A 17,007-nucleotide genomic window follows, 5' to 3' on the forward strand; every position below is an offset into this window, starting at 1 on the left:
TTTCCGCCAGATTGGCACCGAGGTCATCACGGTCGATACTGTATGCCGCTCGCGATAGCCTACTTATGCATTCTGTGTAGCGGGCGATGACGAGGAGACGTAAGCTGGAGCGCCCGCATAGTGCCGACGCCCTCGCCACCCGAGGTTTCCTTTTCGTCGTCATGCAACGCTCCAATCTCTGCGCCGGCCGCCCTTGTCGAGCGACGGCTGCCAAATGATTTCACAAATCATATTTTCTCTCCTGATCCGGCAGCTTTTCTCAAACGAAACGCTCCGAAAATTAGTCCGCTGATTGGCTCGCCAATGGATGCAAGGGCGCGAGCGGCCTTTTTACCCGGGAGGTGCGTGCAGATCGGGGAGAGGTGACCGCCGTTCCGCTTTGACCGATGTCGCTGTCACCAGCCGCCCGCGTTTCCCACGCAGTCTGCGGTCTCGCAACCGAAAAAGTATGTTTCGATATCACCGCATCCGCCGCCAGCGGTGTCTTTTGCGACCATTGCGGAGATTCAGAAAGATAGAAAACGCGCACGCTTGGTCTGGCTGCCTGAAGATCTACCCGGCATATCAGCGTCGTCACGGTCGCCGCCATTCCCAGGAAAACGACCCACGCCGGAAAGCTTGAATAGCATTCCTCAGGCGTTTCAACGGATCTCCACTTCGCCATGTCGCGCTCCTTCGTCGATCGCAGCGTGCCCTTGTTTTGGAGATCCCGGTCGAGGCAACACGCTGGCGCTCTTCCGGGAACCGTCGATTTGCAAATCTGCTTCTCGACCCACCGCAATCAGCATAGGAGTTGATGAGACGTCGGCTATTATACGCAAGTGTATTCGGGCAATTCCTTCGGAGTGTCGTGTCGCACTCGACAACACAAGCGCGATTTGTTCCAACTGCGCGTAGGATCGGCTTAACATCGAAGTATTGACTTGCTTCGAAAAGGACGATGAAAGTAGTAACCGCCGAGTAACTTTCAATCGCAATACCGTTTGCTACGAAGTGACGGAGACTGCTTCGAAAATGGCTCCAGACATAAGTGCGGCGGACTTGAAGTTCGAGAGCATCGTTCACGCTCTTCCCGGAATGGTATTGGTGACCGACCCGGACGGCGTAAGCGAGTTCGTCAACCGTCCCTGGTGCGACTACACGGGCTTATCGAACGCGGATTCACTTCACACTGGATGGCAGGCAGCAATCCATGACGACGATTCCGCGCGTTTTTTTCGGGAATGGGAACAGACTTCCAAGAGCAGATCACCCGGCAAGATCGAAGCGAGGATTCGACGAGCCGATGGAGAATTTCGTTGGCACCTCTTCTCGGTTTCTCCGATTGGCGGGACGACGGGCCGCGCCCACTGGTGCTGGCTGGTCACCTACTCGGACGAAGCCCGCACGACGTCCGAAGACTTGCCCGATGGTCGTCTTCGGCGTTTCATGGACACGCTCCCCACACAGATCGTCTTCATGACACCGTCGCTCGAAGTGGAATTCGTGAACGAACGCGTTATCGAATTCTATGGCCGGTCCCTCGAGCAATTGCGAAAGTATACCGAGCCGCAGACGGTTAATCATCCGGACGACCTGCCGATGATCATCGAGAAGCTTCGGTTGCTGGTCGACGAGGGGCAGGACTGGGCGAACCAGAGCCGCATGCTGCACGCGGACGGGACCTATCGATGGGTTGGGTCGGAAATGGTGCCATCCAAGGATGCTCAGGGAAACATAGTCAGATACGTGTCCGTTCAGGTTGACGTACATGAACTCGTCCAGGCGAGGGCGCTCCTTGCTGGAGAAGTAAGCATCCTGAAGATGGTCGCTCTAGGTGCGCCACTGCAACAGGTACTCGCTGCGGTCTGCGATCTCGTGGACGATCTGGGCGTCGGGGCATGCGGCGTCCTCATACTCCGCTCCGGCGGGACGCTGTTCGAAGGCGGCGGCGCGAGCAAGGGAATTCGAGATGGACTTTGGAACTTCTTCGAAGGGATGACCATAGATCCGTCGGCCGATCCCTCCTCGGCCGCCGCCAACGAAGGCAGGGCGAAGGAACAAATTGTTGTGGCGGAAGACCCGAGATGGTCGGCGTCCAAGTGGTCGGAGGTCGTCCGGGGATTCGGATTCCAATCAAGTTGGGCAATACCGGTTCCTTCGAAAGCCGGAGGACCATCCGGTATTTGGAACATATTCCGGAGGACCCTGGGTCCGCTGAAGCCGGAGGAGCAACAGATCGTCGATCGAGTGACGACCCTGATAGGTATTGCGATTGACCGGGCGCAGGTGGACGAGGAACTTCGTGAAAGCGAAGCCCGTCTCCGTCGCGCGAACGCACAATTGGCACAGGGCGAGCGGATCAGTTCAGCCGGAAGCTTCACGACAGATCTTCTTCTCGACGAACAGACTTGGTCAGAAGAACTCTACAGGGTACTGGAGGTGAGCCCCGATGCCCGGCCGACCGTCCAGGCGGTGCGCGAACGCGTACATCCTGACGACGTCGCTTTTTTCGACGAACAGATAGAGCGAAGCGCAAAAGGAGTGGCGGCCGACTTCACCTTTCGCATCGTGACTCCCTCGGGTGCAGTAAAGCATCTTCGCGGTCTCGCGGAGATTATCGATCACGTAGACGGCCGTCCCATTTTCATGGGCGTTGTTCAGGATGTTACGGCGATCAAGCAGGCCGAACTCGCACTTCGCGCCCGAGAAACCGAGCTGACGGAGGCCTACGGGTACCTGGAACAAGCCCAGCGTCTGAGCAGGACTGGAAGCTTTACTTGGGACGTTCATGCCGACCTGCACAATTGGTCGGAAGAGATTCGACGCATATTCGGCTTCGATCTCGACGCTACCGTAACGATGGATATGATCCGGGCGGCGGTTCATCCGGACGACATGGAGGAGGTGGCCAGCGTCATCGGCGGCGCCTACGAAGGCCGGGACTTCGATCTCGTATTCAGGATCCGGACGGAGGCTGACGACGTCCGGTACGCCCATGTGGTTGGCCACAGAATAGAAAGCATCCCGGACCGGCCGGTTTTCCTGGGGGCGCTGCAGGACGTCACAGAAAGCAAGTCGGCGGAAGCCGCTCTGAAGGCAAGCGAGGCCGAGTTGTTGCGCGCTAATAGCTATTTGTCGACCGCGCAGACATTGAGCAAGACGGGAAGTTTTTCCTGGCAGGTGGAGGACAGACAAACGCAATGGTCGCCGGAGATGTCCCGCATCTTTGGCGAAGGTCCGTTCGCTGGCGAATGCTTCGGAGTGAAGGTCGAGCAGGTTCATCCGGAGGACCGATCCATCTTCGAAGCGATAATGGCAGATGCGACGACCGGCCACGACTTCGATTGCGAGTTTCGACTTCTGTATTCGCCATCACTACTCAAGATCGTTCACGTTGTCGGGCACGTGCATGAGAACGGTGCGGCGGGTTTGCTCTACGTCGGCGCCGTCCAGGATGTGACGGAGTTGAGGAAGGGGGAGGCGGCGCTGAGCGAGGCTCGATCCGAGCTTGCCCACTTTGCCAGAGTGACGACGCTCGGAGCCCTTACGGCGTCCATTACTCACGAGATCGGCCAGCCGCTCTCGGGCATCATGATGAACGCGAACGCGGGGTTGCGAATGCTTACCATGGCTCCCCCGGACGTCGAAGGCGCTTCGGACACGATCAGGCGTACGATCAGGGATACTGACCGCGCGTCCCAGGTGATCAAACGGCTTCGCGCACTCTTTTCGCGGACGCAGAAGGCGACGGAGCCGACCGACTTGAACGAGGTGGCCCGCGAGGTTATCGCGCTGACATCACGTGAGCTTCTCCGTAACCGTATAATCCTTCAGACCAATCTGGCTACGGAGCTTCCTCTCGTGAAAGGCGACCGGGTGCAGTTGCAGCAGGTCGTACTCAACTTGTTGCTGAATGCTGCCGACGCGATGGCGGAGGTTGAAGGGCGGCCGCGGTCGTTGCTGGTAAGCACAGGATCAGCCGATGACAGCGTCTATTTGTCGGTGCGCGACGAAGGGGTCGGGGTCGAACCTGATGCTTTGGCGAAACTGTTCAACGCCTTCTACACAACTAAGACACACGGAATGGGCGTTGGCCTTTCGATCAGCAAATCCATCATCGAAAGTCATCGCGGGCGGATCTGGGCGGCCGCGAACGCGGGGCCGGGGGCCACGTTCTCCTTTGCGATCCCCGCGATAACGAGAACGCGTGCAGAACCGGGAAATCAGAATGAGCGCGATCCGACGCAGGGCGTCACGAAGATCTGACCAGCGACCGGGAAACGTGTCGGTTGCCGTTTGTCCCCCGAGAAATCGCTCGTCGACGCGGTCTTCTCGGGGGCGGATTATCGCTCCGACCCTTGCGATGCCGTCCTCGGATCCCTGTATTCGCCAGTTGATTCAATGATGTCGATGACACCTTTGTGCAATGGCAATCGCGAATCCAGCCTTCTACCTTTCGACCGTCAATCATCGCGATGGACGGTATAAGTAAATTGTTGAAGGAGAAAGGTATGAGCAGCGCAATGTTTCAGGAAGGCACGATGATAAGCAAAGGGATCGGCGTGCCCACGCCGATGAGCCTCGAACTTATGGTCATTCCCGTCTCGGACGTCGAGCGGTCCAAGCGCTTCTATGGAGCTCTTGGATGGCGCCTTGACATCGATCACGCGCCGAGTTCCGATTATCGAATTGTACAATTTACTCCGTCGGGTTCCGCCTGCTCCATCATGTTCGGCACGAACATCTCGTCGGCCAAGCCTGGTGCCGCCCATGGTCTCCATCTCGTCGTGTTCGACATTGAAAACGCCGTGGAGGATTTGCGTCGACGCGGGGTCGAGGTCGGGAAAGTTTTCCATGACGTCGGTGGGATATTCCATCACGCAAACGGAGTGGGTATCGAGCCTGGGCCAAATCCTCAGCGCAAAAGCTACGCCTCCTATGCGACCTTCGAGGATCCGGATGGGAACGCTTGGACCCTGCAGGAAGTGACCGCACGTCTTCCCGGCCAGCCCGGAGACAAGAGTTTTACATCCCAGTTGAGCCAGGCAGTCTGGGGTGAGAAAGCATAGGGCGCTTCACGCACACCTCCCGCCCGATTTGTTCTTTGATCGACGCCTATGGGCAATGGCATGCACGCCGGATCTATATACGGTCGTCGATCCGATTCGACGATGCGTCGCGAGTGCCGGACTGGCGACGATACTCCGATGTTCTTCGGAAGCCTTTGGCTGACGTTCGTGTTAAGCGAGAGGTAGAACCTGAAGGCGGTGGATGTTGTGGTCTACGGGACCTCCAATATGCAAGAAGCTGGGGAGCCTCTAACGCCTGGCCAGGGCTCTTGCCACCGCCTCTTCAAGCACATCGTCGTTGAAAGGCTTGAAAAGGCAATCCACTGCGCCTTTCTTCAGCAGTTGTGCGCGCACCTCATCGTCATGGATTGCCGTAATGAAGACGACAGGTATGTCGTATCCTTTTCGAACAAGTTCACGTTGAAGATCGGGGCCGGACATGCCCGGCATCGTTATGTCGAGAAGAAGACATTCCGTCTGTGTCATTCTGGAGGACGAGAGGAAATCCTCCGCAGACTCGAAGGCTTCGCTTTGATAGCCGAACGATTTCAACAACGGTGGCAGCGCTTCCCTTACCGACACATCGTCGTCGACGACCGAAATCAATCGCTTTGGACCTCCCATGTGCAACTCCGCTGCGACCAGGATTTTTTTTCTCGGCGGGTAGCCTTTTTGGGGTCGCTTCGGTCTAAAAGCTACGGTCCTTTCAACCTAGAATACATTATACCAAGGTATCGGTGCATATTCAGGCTGAGATTAGCGATGGCCGCTTTATCCCGGCAACGTTGCTCCGTGCTGCTCGGCTACCATGTAAGCTGCGTACCAGTGGGGCCAGTCTTCGTCGTGCTTGCCGCCGTTTTCTTCTTCATATTTCCCATGGGCCGCGGCGGCCCGCTTGAGCGCTTCCGCAAGATCGGTTTTCGACGAAAACCTTGTAAGATCCGCTTCCACCCGTCCAGGCAATCTGGCCGTGATTTCCTGAAACACCCATCCGTTTCCATCGGGATCGCTGAAGGAAGCGAACGACCCGTAACTGTCGCGCGACGGATGTGGTCCAGAGATGCGGCCTTCACCTCCCTGGTGATGAAACACGCCACCAACATCGTGGAATACGTCGCTGATTTGAACTCCCCGCGCGGCCACGGTCGCGCGCGCGCGTTCGATGTCGGAGACGATCAGATGCAGCCCTTGAGCGGAGCCGGCGGCGGCGGATGTCACTTTTGAGCCAAAGATCACCGAGCAGGGCGAACCGGGCGGTGTGACCTGGACGACCCTAAAACCATCGAGCCCGGAAACATCAGCATCAAGCCTCCAGCCAAGACCCGTATAGAATGCCTTGGCCTTGTCGACGTCCGACACTGGAACCACGACCACCTCGAGTTTCATTTCCAATTCGTCGGTGGTGATACTGTTTTGTTGACCCGACATGCAAAGACCTCCTTCAACGAGTTATGAAACAATTCCGGAGAGGATGGGCGGCTCGAAGCAGATCGTCCATCGTCGAGTGGTGTCACTCCGCCGGCGACGCGACCACCTCCGGCCGTCAACTGATTTTTTCCGCAAGTTCGACGAAGTCTTTCGCCATGACATCGATGAAATCCTCTGGCTTGCTATCTGCGATGTGACCGGGTCCGAGTTCTAGCGGCCGCGGGACGTAGGCCGTTCGAAAGCCAGCCTTTTTCGAAGCAGCAAGATCCCACTTGTGCGCGGACACCATGAGAAGCTGGTCTGGACGAAACCCGACATAGTCCACCGCGAGCTGGTAGACTTTTGGATCGGGCTTGAATGCGTGATTCAACTCTCCGGTAACGATTTCGTCGAACGGAAGCCTGGCCGCCTTCACCAACGCAGTCATCTGTGCCATTGACGCGTTCGTCAGCGTGGACAACGTGTATCTTCGGCGGAGCCTGGTGAGGCCGGGCAGGACGTCGGGCCAAGGTGCCATCTCTCCCCAGACCGACATCAGCCGGGCGCGGTCCTCGGATGAAAGGTCGCCGTCGACCCCCCGGGCCTTGAGAAGTGGTTCGAGCGACTCGCGGTAGACGTCCGAATTGGACATCCATTGGCGTCGGCCGGCCGAGATGTCGACAATGATGTCGTGCGCCGCGCCGCTCCAGTCTCCGGGAAGGCTGGCCGCCCATCCGGAGTGAAGATCATTCTTTCGTCCAACGCTCTCGGCCATCTTCTGCATCGGATCGTAGAAGTCGAAGACCGTTCCCTGCATGTCGAATGTCAGACCCTTCACTCCAGAGAGCGCTGACCGCGGCGCGGCCCAAAGAATGGAAGGTCTTGCTGCGGCGATCGCGATGATCGTCATCGAACCGAAGAGGAACGAGCGGCGTGACGGGCTCGCGGTTGCTGTTAGGTCAGGCTGTGGGCTCATTTCGCGCCTCCTTATGTTGGAGAGCTGCCGCCCCAAACGGGCAGCGACGGCAGTCATAGCTTTCAGATTGTTCTGCTCAACATCGCGATATTCGAAGCGGCGTGCCAATCCGCCGTGTCCTTCGGAAAGATCGTCCGGAACGGACCGGCCTGCTCGGGAATGAGCTCGACCATCTTCGCGATCATGTCGTTGGGATCGAGGCGCATCTCCGGCTTGTCGATCAGGGCGTCGGTCTGGGCCTTATACGACGCGCGGCTTGTGAAATTGACGGTATCGTCGAGCCAGCGATATGCGGACTCTACCATTCGTTCGTTGAAGCCTGTGAAATAGGGCCCCGGATTGATTGTCTGGACCTGGATGCCGAATTCCTTCAGTTCGTCCTGCATGGCCTCGCTGATGGCCTGGACCGCATGTTTGGTGGCGGAGTAGGAGCCGAGCATCCCCGGGCTGACAACCCCGAGGATCGACGAGATGAATACGACTTTGCCCTTGATCTTCCTCTTGACCCAGCGGCGAACGACGCGCTGTGTGAGATCAAGCAGGGAGAAGACATTGACCTCGAAGTTCTGCTTGACCAGCGCCAGCGGGATCTCGGCTATCGGCCCGCCCTCGCCAATGCCAGCGTTGTTGACCAGCACGTCGAACTCGAGCTTCGCCGCATGCGCAAGATCGAATTCGTCGAGAAGATTGAGTTTCGTGACCGTCAGATTTTTCAAATCGAATTCAGCCACCCTGTTGCGAAGCTGGGTAACCTGAGGCCAGGATTCGGCGGTCGCGATCACGGTATGGCCCTTCTTCGCCAACTCGATTGCTGCACCCGCGCCAAGGCCTGATCCAGCGCCCGTGATGAGAATACTTCTAGCCATTGTCTTGCTCCTTTTGTTGAGTGTGAAAGGAAAGGAGGGGCATCAGCCGGTGTAGCTGTATGTCCATCCGATCGCTGCTGCCAACGTGAGCGCTGAAAAGATCGTGCTCACGATGATCATGGAGTTGGCCTCCTCAGAAATGCGGTCATAGGTGTTGCCGAACAGGATTCCGAAGAAGCCCGACGGCAAGGCGGCCATGATGACCGAGAGCTTCGTAATCTCCGCTGGGGCCTCTATGGCCCGGCAGACGAGGAAGGCCAGAATGGGCTGAAAGATATTGGATAGCGCCACTCCCAATGCAGTGTTGAATGTCAATCGAAACCTGCTCTGGGAGAGCACAAGGCCCGTCACAAGCAGTCCCAAGCCACCAGCGGCCATACCGATCTGTCGGAGGGAAGCCGCGACGACCTCTGGCAGGTGCCAGCCCGCGATGCATACCAATGTGCCGAACACCGGCGCGAGGACGATCGGTTTCGAGAGCGCATGGCCGGAAGCGCCTATGATGTGATCGAGACGGCTGCGCTTGGCACCGCATCGAGTGTTGGAGACGCGGTCGAGTTCAAGGAGGGCCAGTGTCAGCGGCGAGGGGAGAAGTGTTCCAACTGCGATCCCGACGGCGATGGTCGACAGGTGGTCGGCTCCAAACAAGGCAGTGATTACCGGAAAGGCCGCTGCTGCGAAGTTCGGCTGCCCTACCGCGAGGGCCTGCAGCGCCGCCTCGCTGGAGTCCCGCTTCATAGCCTTGCGTTGGAAGAGATACCAAAAGCCGAAAATCCCCATCATGACGATCGCGAGGGACACGAGAATTGGCCACTGTGCTGTCAAGTCCGCCCATTTCGATGACGCCGTCGCCACGAAGAGAGAGGCCGGAAGGCAATAGCTCATGACGATGATATTGAGTTCGCCTACGTGCATGTTGTTGATGTGGCCAGTTTTCCCGGCCGCGTATCCGAGCAGCATGACGAAGAAGGTCGGGCCCAGCGCCAGAGCAAGTATGGGAAGCACCTCTCACCTCCCTGTCCTACAAGCGCCGCCTTCGCCAGATCGTCTGCAGCGAAGGTTCGAATATGTTGGAGCTGTTGTCATGGCCGTCTTCATCTTTCAGGTGATCATCGCGGTATGCTTCCGCAATTATGGACTGTCGTGCGAATCTGACGGGCGAGCTATTGTACAAAGGAAGGTGCGGCCGATACCTTCGGATCGGTGGTTTTGCTTGATGTGCGGGCCTTATGGGGCGCTAGCTTTGGCGGGGCGAAAGCGGCGCAAAGTTGCCGACCAAAGGCGATCGATCACCGCGGCTTCGATCTATCTACCTTCAACTGCGAAATTCACCCTCAATCGGGTCGGACATTGCGTGGAGCCGCAGAGTTCCGGGCGGCGTCCCCGCGCAGGTGGACGAGAACATCGCGGCGACGGATTGCTGTCTCCTAAGTCGATGGACCGGATACAGTCGCTGTCGACACTGTCTGGAAGAATGTCGCATCTTCCGGACAGTCCGCAATTGCCGGCACGCATGCGCACACCATGGCAAATCGGCCGACACCGCTCCGGTCAACAAGAGTCGCAACTCGTCGACGCCGATGTTCGACCATGGCCGGATGTTCGAATGCTGTCGCAGGGCTCAGCGGTTGCCCGGCAGCACTTGTCTCTGCCTTACGTCGTCGATCGACTGGGTCTGCGACATCCGATCGTCAGCAGGCCGGTCGCCTTCAGACACGTCCCGCTGGTGGCCCGTCGGGATGATGTCGTCGACGACGTCGCTCGGCAAATCTTCGGCAAGCTCGTATCCGCGTACGCGCGGCGACATCGCCGGGGCACTTCGAGTGTATCGACCGACCCCCGTAGCGCTGCCCGCAGCCGCATCCGCCTCGAAAACGTCCTCTTGGGATGCGGGGGCTCGCGGGCTGCTTCCCATGGTCCAGCCTTCCTCCCGCCAGAGGTCTGCCCGCTCGTCGAGATCGATAGAGCCCTCGCTGTCGAGGATGCCGTGCGCCGTCTCGTAGTTGTTCTTGTCGACGGAGGCAGAGACAAGAAAGCCGCCGCGGCGGAGGCCCTCGGCGTAAACGTCGCGGTCTTCGTCAGGGAAGAACCAATCTCCAAGACGCGACCAGAACTTGGAGCCTTCGCCTGCGGTGGCCGCTCCTTCGCCGTCGGCCTCGTAGCCAGGCATTAGCCGGACGTCAGCGACACCTGCCGATTTGAGTTTGTCGATGGCGGTCTCGGCGTCGCTTCTGCTATCGAAGAAGGCGGTCAGGGTACTCCGGGCACGGCGTCCTGCAGCGCTGGGTGTGCCTTCGTTGTACAGATTGCTCATGGAATGCTCCTCCTAGGTTGGTGTGGGAGCGAACGGGTGGAGCAGTCGAATGTTCCGGGCAAAATTCTGTCCGTCAGGACAAGGGAACCGTGTCCCGCACGGGTCGGTGTCCGGACGACACACGCGTTCGCACCTCATCGCAAACTGCCGCCTCAACCTCGCGAAGCTCGTTCCCGCCCCGAACTGCTTTACTGAGGCGGCGACCTTTCCACCAAAGGCGTCCACTTGGGCCAGCTGGAGTTTGTTCTGTCGACGGATCCAATTGGGCGAACGTCGGCGGAACTATTTGTCGCTGCTGATGTTTTACTGCCTGTGTCCGGAGGACCGGATGTCCTATCAATCCTGTAGGGGGGAAATTTCATGGAAGACGCAGGTATCGGCTGGATCGCAGCAATCATCATCGGCGGCATCGCGGGTTGGCTCGCCGAGATGTTCATGAAGAGCAACATGGGCGTCATCATGAACATCCTCCTAGGTATAGTCGGCGCCGTTGTCGCTAACTTCCTTCTATCTCTGTTCGGCATCGTACTCGGCGGCTGGCTCGGTTACCTGATCGCTGGCTTCATCGGTGCCTGTATCCTCATCGCGCTCGCGCGAATGGTCAGGCGGACGGCCTGACCATCTTGAAAGTTACCGGACGGGAATTTCCTAAAACCGTCGCCCGTGGCCAAAGACGGCATGATGGGAATTGTTTCGGGGCCCTGTTCTATGTCCACTGGCGATGTCCATTCAACCTGCGCGGTTGGGCATCTCGCTGCTCGATCCCAAGCCGTGACTCGCGCCGCTATCGGGAAATTGCCCGGATGCGGTCGCAGGGGAGGGCGAGGCAACATCGTCTCGCCTCGTCGATGATCCATTGATTCCGATATCTTCGATAAGTTGGAGGCGTAACGCCATGTGCACCAGCTCGGGTACTGAGCGCGCCTCCATTTTTCGCATCATCTGGCCGCGATGTGCCTTGACAGTGATTTCGCTGATGCCGAGGTTGTAAGCGGTTTGTTTGTTGAGTAGCCCTTTGACAACGCAGGACATCACCTCCCGCTCTCGTTGGCTCAACGTGCCGTAGCTGGTGCGAAGGTTTGCAAGTTCCTCGTCTTCGCGATGGAGCGTCTCGCTGTTTCTTACGGCACCCCCTATCGCATCCAGAAGCGCAGCGGTATCGATGGGCTTTGTTAGAAACTCGAAGGCGCCGGCCTTCATCGCCCGGACGGTCATCGGAACGTCGCCAAATCCGGTGACGAAGATTATTGGAATCCTTCTTCCACCGGACGTCAGCATCCGTTGAAGATCGAGACCAGTAAGACCGGGCATGTTGACGTCGAGGACGATGCAGCTTGGGTCGCGAGTCGGCGAATGATCGAGGAACTCTTTGGCGGACGCGAACAAAGCTGGCGACCATCCCGCCGAGGAGATCAGCAGCTCGAGCGACTCTCTGATTGACAGATCGTCATCGATCACGACGACAAGCGGTCTGTCTGCTGCCCCTGTCGATTGCGTCCTTGTGCGATCGAGGCTGACTGAGGTGATGCTGTACATGGTGTTGCTCCCTCTATTCCGCCCTTGTTGGCTTTTTAAAAACCAGATCCAGCGCATCGCTGAGCTCGATGTCACTGAATGGTTTGTAGAGGCATTCGACGGCGCCCTGTTCAATAAGCGGTCCGCGAATGCCTGCGTCGCTCTGAGCGGTTATGAATAGCACAGGAATATCCATGCCGTTCCGGGCGAGTTCTCGATGCAGTTCGGGACCCGTCATGCCCGGCATGGCCACGTCCAGAATGAGGCATTCGGTCGCTTCGACCACGGGCGAGTGAAGAAACTCGGTTGCCGATGCAAACGATCTGACACCGAACCCGAGTACACGCAGCAGAACTGGAAGGGATTCCCGTACGGAGTCGTCGTCGTCGACAAGACAGACAAATCGCTCCGTCATTCTGCTATCGCCTCCAGAGGTGCTCCTACGCGCGTCGGAAGCGCCGGCGCGCGAAGTGCGAGATGACGGAACGGCTGCGCTTCGGGGCCTCTTCTTGCAGCCTCGGTACTTCGGCGGTCGATCATACTCACAACCCTCGGCAAAAAACGGGTCTCTGGACCGAGCATATCGATTTGTAGCGTGCTCCGCCATCGAGGATCGCATTTCCCAGGTCAATTCGCTCAGCTCGCTCAAGTCGTTGTCGCCCCGGCTCGATCACGGCGCACACTTTTCCACTGTGAGAACAGCGCCCGAATTTTTCCATTGTACAAAGGTGTCGTCACGCGTTGGCTCGTCGCGCTCTCGCTTCAGGGGCTTCCCGACACGTAGGCACAATAGTCAGAAACTCGCCACTTGGCCATGATCTGAGCTCTTATCGTTCAACGATGATGGAAGGATTTGAAAAAATGTATGTGCAGCTCAGTCAGATCGACGGGAGCGAAGTCAAGTCCGACCGAAACTCCGCTCTCGACGCGCTCATCGACTTCTACAACGCGTTCAACCGCGCCGACCTGGTCGGCCTCAAGGCGATTTGGGCAGAGGGCGAGGCGCCGAGCATGGACAATCCAGTCGGAGGCATACGACGAGGGTGGAAGTCTATTGAAGATGGGTATTCGACGCTCTTCAGCGGCGTGGCGAAGGTACATGTCGCATTCCATGATTTCACAAGCCAAGGCGGATCGGATTGGCACCTCTTTGTTGGCCGCGAGCGAGGAAAGTGCGAAACTCCGGCAGGCAGTATCGACCTCGCAATTCGCACGACCAGATGGTTCGTCGTTGCTGCAGGAAGCTGGCGGCTACTTCATCATCACGGCTCCATCGATGATCCTGCGATGCTCAGGGAGTACCAGCGCATGGTGCTAGGCGAGACGAACCGGACGACAGGAAGCTAAGGTTTGCGCTTCAGTGGCCGACCGATACCTTAGTATAATGTCTTCCCGCCCATTTCCGTGGGAGGTCGGAGTTGGCATGCATTGCAAGGGGGGTCGATGTCTCTTCCAGATAACTCCGACGAGGGCTCCGGAGGGGAGCATGATCCGAACACTTCTCTTTCGGGATTGAAAGAACCCCAACCGCAAATCCCATTCGATCCCGGCGCTATGGTCGAGGCGATTCCCGCCGCAGTATGGGTTACGAAGCCCGATGGCATCGTGCAGTTCTTCAACCGGTTCTATCTCGACTATGTCGGGCTGTCGCTTGAGGAGGCATTGAAGGAAGGCATCCGTGCCGCTGTCCATCCCGATGACGACCGCGCCTTCGTTCAGTTGTTCGACGAGGTCGGCAAAAGAAAGCTTGCGCTCCAGTGTGAGCTGCGGATGAGGGGCGCCGATGGGATTTATCGTTGGTTCATATGCAGTTTGAATCCATCTTTCGACGCAAACAGCAGGCTGCTCGGATGCTGCGGAACATGCATCAACATCGAAGAACGCAAGAAGGTCGAGGCGGAGCTTCGTCGTAATGAAGCATTTCTTGCGCAGGGGCAGCGATTGACAGCGACCGGAAGCACCTGGTGGAACGTCAAGACTGGCGAGATAATATGGTCCGAAGAGACCTACCGACAGATGGGATATCCGCCCGACGTCGCTCCGACGGTCGATCTCGCGATGAACAGGCTGCATCCCGAAGACGCAGAGCGCGTGGCCGCGACAATCCTTGGAAATTCTGCAAAAGGGCTGGACATCGACATGGAGCATCGTCTCATGATGCCCGACGGCCGTGTGACCCATTGTCGAATCGTGCTCCACAATCAACAGGACAGCGAAAATCCGGTCTATGTCGGAGCAATGGCCAACATCACAGACTGGAAGGAATCCGAGGCGAGGGAGCGCCGCAATGCCTTGCTCCTCGCCGCCGGAGAACGCATCGGGAGGACGGGAACCTTCTCGTGGATTACCGACGGCAAGGACCTGACGGCATCTCCAGAATTTCGGAGGATATTGGAATTCGATGAGAACGAAAACATCACAGTCGAAAAGTGTCTCTCTCGAATAGTTCCCGAAGACGTCGCGACCCTCATCGGCAAGACGCCCGGGACCTTGGCGGAAATGGCAAACGCCGAGCATGACGTTCGCATCAGGGCAACCGATGGCTCGATACGGCATATAAAATTCATCGGCCAAGTCGAAACCCGGGAGGATGGTCGGGAGGAATGCCTCGGCGCCGTCCGCGATGTCACCCAACAGAGACAGGCGGAAGAGATGCTTGATCAGCTTCGGACGGAGTTGTCGCGGCTCACGGGAGCGATGAGCATCGCCGAAATGGCTGCTTCGGTTGCGCACGAGGTGAATCAGCCGCTTGCAGGGATGGTGGCGAATGCCAGCACGGTCCTGCGGATGCTGTCGACTGAGACACCCGACGTTCCTGCAGCGTTAGAGGCCGCGAGAAGAGGTTTGAGGGATGCCAACCGAGGCGCCGAGGTCGTACAAAGACTGCGCGCTTTGTTTAGGAAGGAGCTTCCAGTGATGTCTCTGGTGGATCTCAACGGGGCGGTGCGCGAGGTTCTTCTTCTCCTCCGAAGCAGTATTCGACGCAACAGGATCGCCTTGCGAAGCGAACTAGCACTTGAACTGCCTCTGGTTCGCGGAGATCGCGTGCAGCTTCAGCAGGTCGTGATGAACATGCTGAAAAACGCAATCGAGACCTTGGAACATGTGTCCGATCGGCCGAAGTCGGTGCAGGTCGTGACGGGGCTCACCGGAGACGGCGAGGCGGAGTTTGTCGTACAGGACAATGGTCCGGGTTTGAGGCCCGAGGACATGGCGCGCATGTTCGAACCCTACTACACAAGCAAGCCTCACGGTATGGGCGTCGGGCTATTTTTGAGCAAGTCAATCGTGGAATCGCACGGGGGTCGGATCTTCATGCGGCCGCAAACAGGATTTGGCGCGGTCTTTGGGTTCACGCTCCCGGTCGCGCGCTCCTGAGATCGGAGCAGGCCATATCCATCGCGATCCGATCACTCACGGCGCAGCGTTGCAAAAAGTCGAAGCATGGTTTCCGCCGCTGGGTTGGTGAAGCGACTCGTTAAACGACAACACCAAGGTATTGCCGATACCAAAGTTCAAGTGCGTGTCGTCGCTCCTGCTCACAAGATCGACCTCTACCGCGTAGGCCTCGCCATACGACGGTGGCGGCTTGTAGATCACTTCCTGCGAGCATCGTGAAAAGTCGAATGCAGTCTATTAACAAGCAGAAAAGAGGACTTCCATGCCTACCATCGCAAAAGGGTACGCGGCGACCGATGCTTCGAAGCCGCTTTCGCCGTTTACATTCGAGCGTCGAGATCCCAATCCTGAAGACGTGGTCATCGAAATCAAGTATGTCGGCATCTGCCACACCGATATCCACTCGGCCCGAAACGAATGGAAGAATGCGGTCTACCCGATGGTGCCGGGCCACGAGATTGCCGGCGTCGTTACCGCAGTCGGTTCCGAGGTCAGGAAGTTCAAGGTCGGCGACAGGGTCGGCGTTGGCTGCTTCGTCGACAGTTGCGTCGGATGCGCTTCCCGCGACCTGGACAACGAACAATACATGCCTGGACTGGTCCTTACGTACAATGCCGTCGAGGCCGACGGAAAGACGGCGACGCAGGGAGGGTATTCCGATCATATTGTCGTCAAGGAGGGATATGTCCTGTCCATTCCGGACAATCTTCCGCTCGACGCCGCAGCTCCGCTTCTGTGCGCAGGCGTGACTCTCTATTCGCCCCTTCGGCATTGGCACGCTGGTCCGGGCAAGAAGGTCGCCATCATTGGCATGGGCGGTCTCGGACACATGGGCGTCAAGCTCGGTTCGGCGATGGGCGCGGACATAACGGTGCTTTCCCAATCCCTTTCGAAAAAGGAGGACGGACTGAAGCTGGGCGCCAAGGAGTACTACGCGACTAGCGACGCCACCACGTTTGAAAAGCTGGCTCGCAGCTTTGACCTCGTCCTCTGCACCGTCTCCGCGGAAATTGACTGGAACGCTTACCTTAATCTCCTGAAGGTCGATGGGACTATGGTACTGCTCGGCGTTCCTGAGCATGCGATCCCGGTCCATGCTTTCTCTCTAATCCCGGCACGCCGGAGTCTTGCCGGATCACTGATCGGGTCGATCAAGGAGACGCAGGAGATGTTGGACTTCTGCGGCAAGCACAGGATCGTTTCCGAAATCGAGAAGATCAAAATTCAGGAAGTCAACGAAGCGTTCGATCGCGTTCTGAAAAGCGACGTGCGGTACCGGTTCGTTATCGACATGGCTTCGCTAGCCTGAGTAACGGTTTGGTCGGAGCGCATTGACCATGTCTATCCGACGCGGAACGAGCGGTGCGAAGTCCTGGACATATATGTGCGCCGGGACTCTATCGACGACGCCGTCGACGGCGGATATTGCCGATCGACGGATTTTGATTCTAAATTGTTGCGCCTTCGGGATGCGGGAGG

Annotated in this window: 14 protein-coding genes; 6 read left to right on the forward strand and 8 right to left on the reverse strand. The window is 58.0% G+C overall.

The features are described from left to right. Window positions 1–1,014: 1,014 nt before the first annotated feature. Window positions 1,015–4,248, forward strand: a complete 3,234-nt coding sequence (locus DTW90_RS21495; protein WP_149340788.1) for a PAS domain-containing protein — start codon at window positions 1,015–1,017, stop codon at window positions 4,246–4,248. A gap of 245 nt (window positions 4,249–4,493) precedes the next feature. Then, complete coding sequence (locus DTW90_RS21500) at window positions 4,494–5,051, forward strand: VOC family protein (RefSeq protein ID WP_246665002.1); 558 nt, start codon at window positions 4,494–4,496, stop codon at window positions 5,049–5,051. Window positions 5,052–5,300: 249 nt separating this feature from the next. Here the strand turns inward: DTW90_RS21500 and DTW90_RS21505 are convergent, their stop codons facing one another. From DTW90_RS21505 to DTW90_RS21530, 6 genes are all read right to left on the reverse strand, one after another. Then, window positions 5,301–5,675: a response regulator gene (locus DTW90_RS21505; protein WP_149340790.1), complete on the reverse strand. Its 375-nt coding sequence runs from the start codon at window positions 5,673–5,675 to the stop codon at window positions 5,301–5,303. 147 nt (window positions 5,676–5,822) lie between these two features. Continuing rightward, window positions 5,823–6,479 carry a VOC family protein gene (locus DTW90_RS21510; RefSeq protein ID WP_149340792.1) on the reverse strand — a complete coding sequence of 219 codons (657 nt, stop codon included), beginning with the start codon at window positions 6,477–6,479 and terminating at the stop codon, window positions 5,823–5,825. Between the two features lie 115 nt (window positions 6,480–6,594). Continuing rightward, on the reverse strand, window positions 6,595–7,434 hold the full coding sequence (locus DTW90_RS21515) for a haloacid dehalogenase type II (protein ID WP_207910647.1): 840 nt from the start codon (window positions 7,432–7,434) through the stop codon (window positions 6,595–6,597). A 62-nt stretch (window positions 7,435–7,496) separates the two neighbouring features. Continuing rightward, window positions 7,497–8,300, reverse strand: a complete 804-nt coding sequence (locus tag DTW90_RS21520) for an SDR family oxidoreductase (protein ID WP_132528249.1) — start codon at window positions 8,298–8,300, stop codon at window positions 7,497–7,499. A 42-nt stretch (window positions 8,301–8,342) separates the two neighbouring features. Further along, entirely contained in the window at window positions 8,343–9,305 is a 963-nt protein-coding gene (locus DTW90_RS21525; RefSeq protein WP_149340793.1) for an AEC family transporter, read from the reverse strand. Window positions 9,306–9,921: 616 nt separating this feature from the next. After that, complete coding sequence (locus DTW90_RS21530; protein WP_149340795.1) at window positions 9,922–10,614, reverse strand: hypothetical protein; 693 nt, start codon at window positions 10,612–10,614, stop codon at window positions 9,922–9,924. Between the two features lie 360 nt (window positions 10,615–10,974). On the opposite strand from DTW90_RS21530, the gene DTW90_RS21535 reads away from it, so the two are divergent. Continuing rightward, a complete protein-coding gene (locus tag DTW90_RS21535; protein WP_132528251.1) occupies window positions 10,975–11,232 on the forward strand; it encodes a GlsB/YeaQ/YmgE family stress response membrane protein in 258 nt (85 codons plus the stop codon). A 111-nt stretch (window positions 11,233–11,343) separates the two neighbouring features. Here DTW90_RS21535 and DTW90_RS21540 read toward each other — a convergent pair whose 3' ends face one another. After that, entirely contained in the window at window positions 11,344–12,207 is an 864-nt protein-coding gene (locus DTW90_RS21540; protein ID WP_348642649.1) for a response regulator, read from the reverse strand. Beyond that, a complete protein-coding gene (locus DTW90_RS21545) occupies window positions 12,164–12,544 on the reverse strand; it encodes a response regulator (RefSeq protein ID WP_132528253.1) in 381 nt (126 codons plus the stop codon). The genes DTW90_RS21540 and DTW90_RS21545 overlap by 44 nt, the downstream gene beginning before the upstream one ends. A 446-nt stretch (window positions 12,545–12,990) precedes the next feature. On the opposite strand from DTW90_RS21545, the gene DTW90_RS21550 reads away from it, so the two are divergent. The 3 genes from DTW90_RS21550 (at window position 12,991) to DTW90_RS21560 (ending at window position 16,837) form a co-directional block, all read left to right on the forward strand. Beyond that, window positions 12,991–13,476 carry a nuclear transport factor 2 family protein gene (locus DTW90_RS21550; RefSeq protein ID WP_149340797.1) on the forward strand — a complete coding sequence of 162 codons (486 nt, stop codon included), beginning with the start codon at window positions 12,991–12,993 and terminating at the stop codon, window positions 13,474–13,476. 96 nt (window positions 13,477–13,572) lie between these two features. Then, the gene (locus DTW90_RS21555) at window positions 13,573–15,507 is read left to right on the forward strand and encodes a PAS domain-containing sensor histidine kinase (RefSeq protein WP_149340799.1); all 1,935 of its coding nucleotides are present in this window, start codon (window positions 13,573–13,575) and stop codon (window positions 15,505–15,507) included. Window positions 15,508–15,790: 283 nt separating this feature from the next. Next, window positions 15,791–16,837, forward strand: a complete 1,047-nt coding sequence (locus tag DTW90_RS21560; protein ID WP_149340801.1) for an NAD(P)-dependent alcohol dehydrogenase — start codon at window positions 15,791–15,793, stop codon at window positions 16,835–16,837. Window positions 16,838–17,007 lie beyond the last annotated feature (170 nt).

Source organism: Neorhizobium sp. P12A, assembly GCF_008365395.1.
Lineage (GTDB): Bacteria > Pseudomonadota > Alphaproteobacteria > Rhizobiales > Rhizobiaceae > Rhizobium.

Excerpts from the sequence above, each read along its gene's own strand:
- DTW90_RS21495 (WP_149340788.1), top strand. The coding sequence starts at position 1,015 with ATGGCTCCAGACATAAGTGCGGCGGACTTGAAGTTCGAGAGCATCGTT.
- DTW90_RS21500 (WP_246665002.1), top strand. The coding sequence starts at position 4,494 with ATGAGCAGCGCAATGTTTCAGGAAGGCACGATGATAAGCAAAGGGATC.
- DTW90_RS21505 (WP_149340790.1), bottom strand. The coding sequence starts at position 5,675 with ATGGGAGGTCCAAAGCGATTGATTTCGGTCGTCGACGACGATGTGTCG.
- DTW90_RS21510 (WP_149340792.1), bottom strand. The coding sequence starts at position 6,479 with ATGTCGGGTCAACAAAACAGTATCACCACCGACGAATTGGAAATGAAA.
- DTW90_RS21515 (WP_207910647.1), bottom strand. The coding sequence starts at position 7,434 with ATGAGCCCACAGCCTGACCTAACAGCAACCGCGAGCCCGTCACGCCGC.
- DTW90_RS21520 (WP_132528249.1), bottom strand. The coding sequence starts at position 8,300 with ATGGCTAGAAGTATTCTCATCACGGGCGCTGGATCAGGCCTTGGCGCG.
- DTW90_RS21530 (WP_149340795.1), bottom strand. The coding sequence starts at position 10,614 with ATGAGCAATCTGTACAACGAAGGCACACCCAGCGCTGCAGGACGCCGT.
- DTW90_RS21535 (WP_132528251.1), top strand. The coding sequence starts at position 10,975 with ATGGAAGACGCAGGTATCGGCTGGATCGCAGCAATCATCATCGGCGGC.
- DTW90_RS21540 (WP_348642649.1), bottom strand. The coding sequence starts at position 12,207 with ATGCGCTGGATCTGGTTTTTAAAAAGCCAACAAGGGCGGAATAGAGGG.
- DTW90_RS21545 (WP_132528253.1), bottom strand. The coding sequence starts at position 12,544 with ATGACGGAGCGATTTGTCTGTCTTGTCGACGACGACGACTCCGTACGG.
- DTW90_RS21550 (WP_149340797.1), top strand. The coding sequence starts at position 12,991 with ATGTATGTGCAGCTCAGTCAGATCGACGGGAGCGAAGTCAAGTCCGAC.
- DTW90_RS21555 (WP_149340799.1), top strand. The coding sequence starts at position 13,573 with ATGTCTCTTCCAGATAACTCCGACGAGGGCTCCGGAGGGGAGCATGAT.
- DTW90_RS21560 (WP_149340801.1), top strand. The coding sequence starts at position 15,791 with ATGCCTACCATCGCAAAAGGGTACGCGGCGACCGATGCTTCGAAGCCG.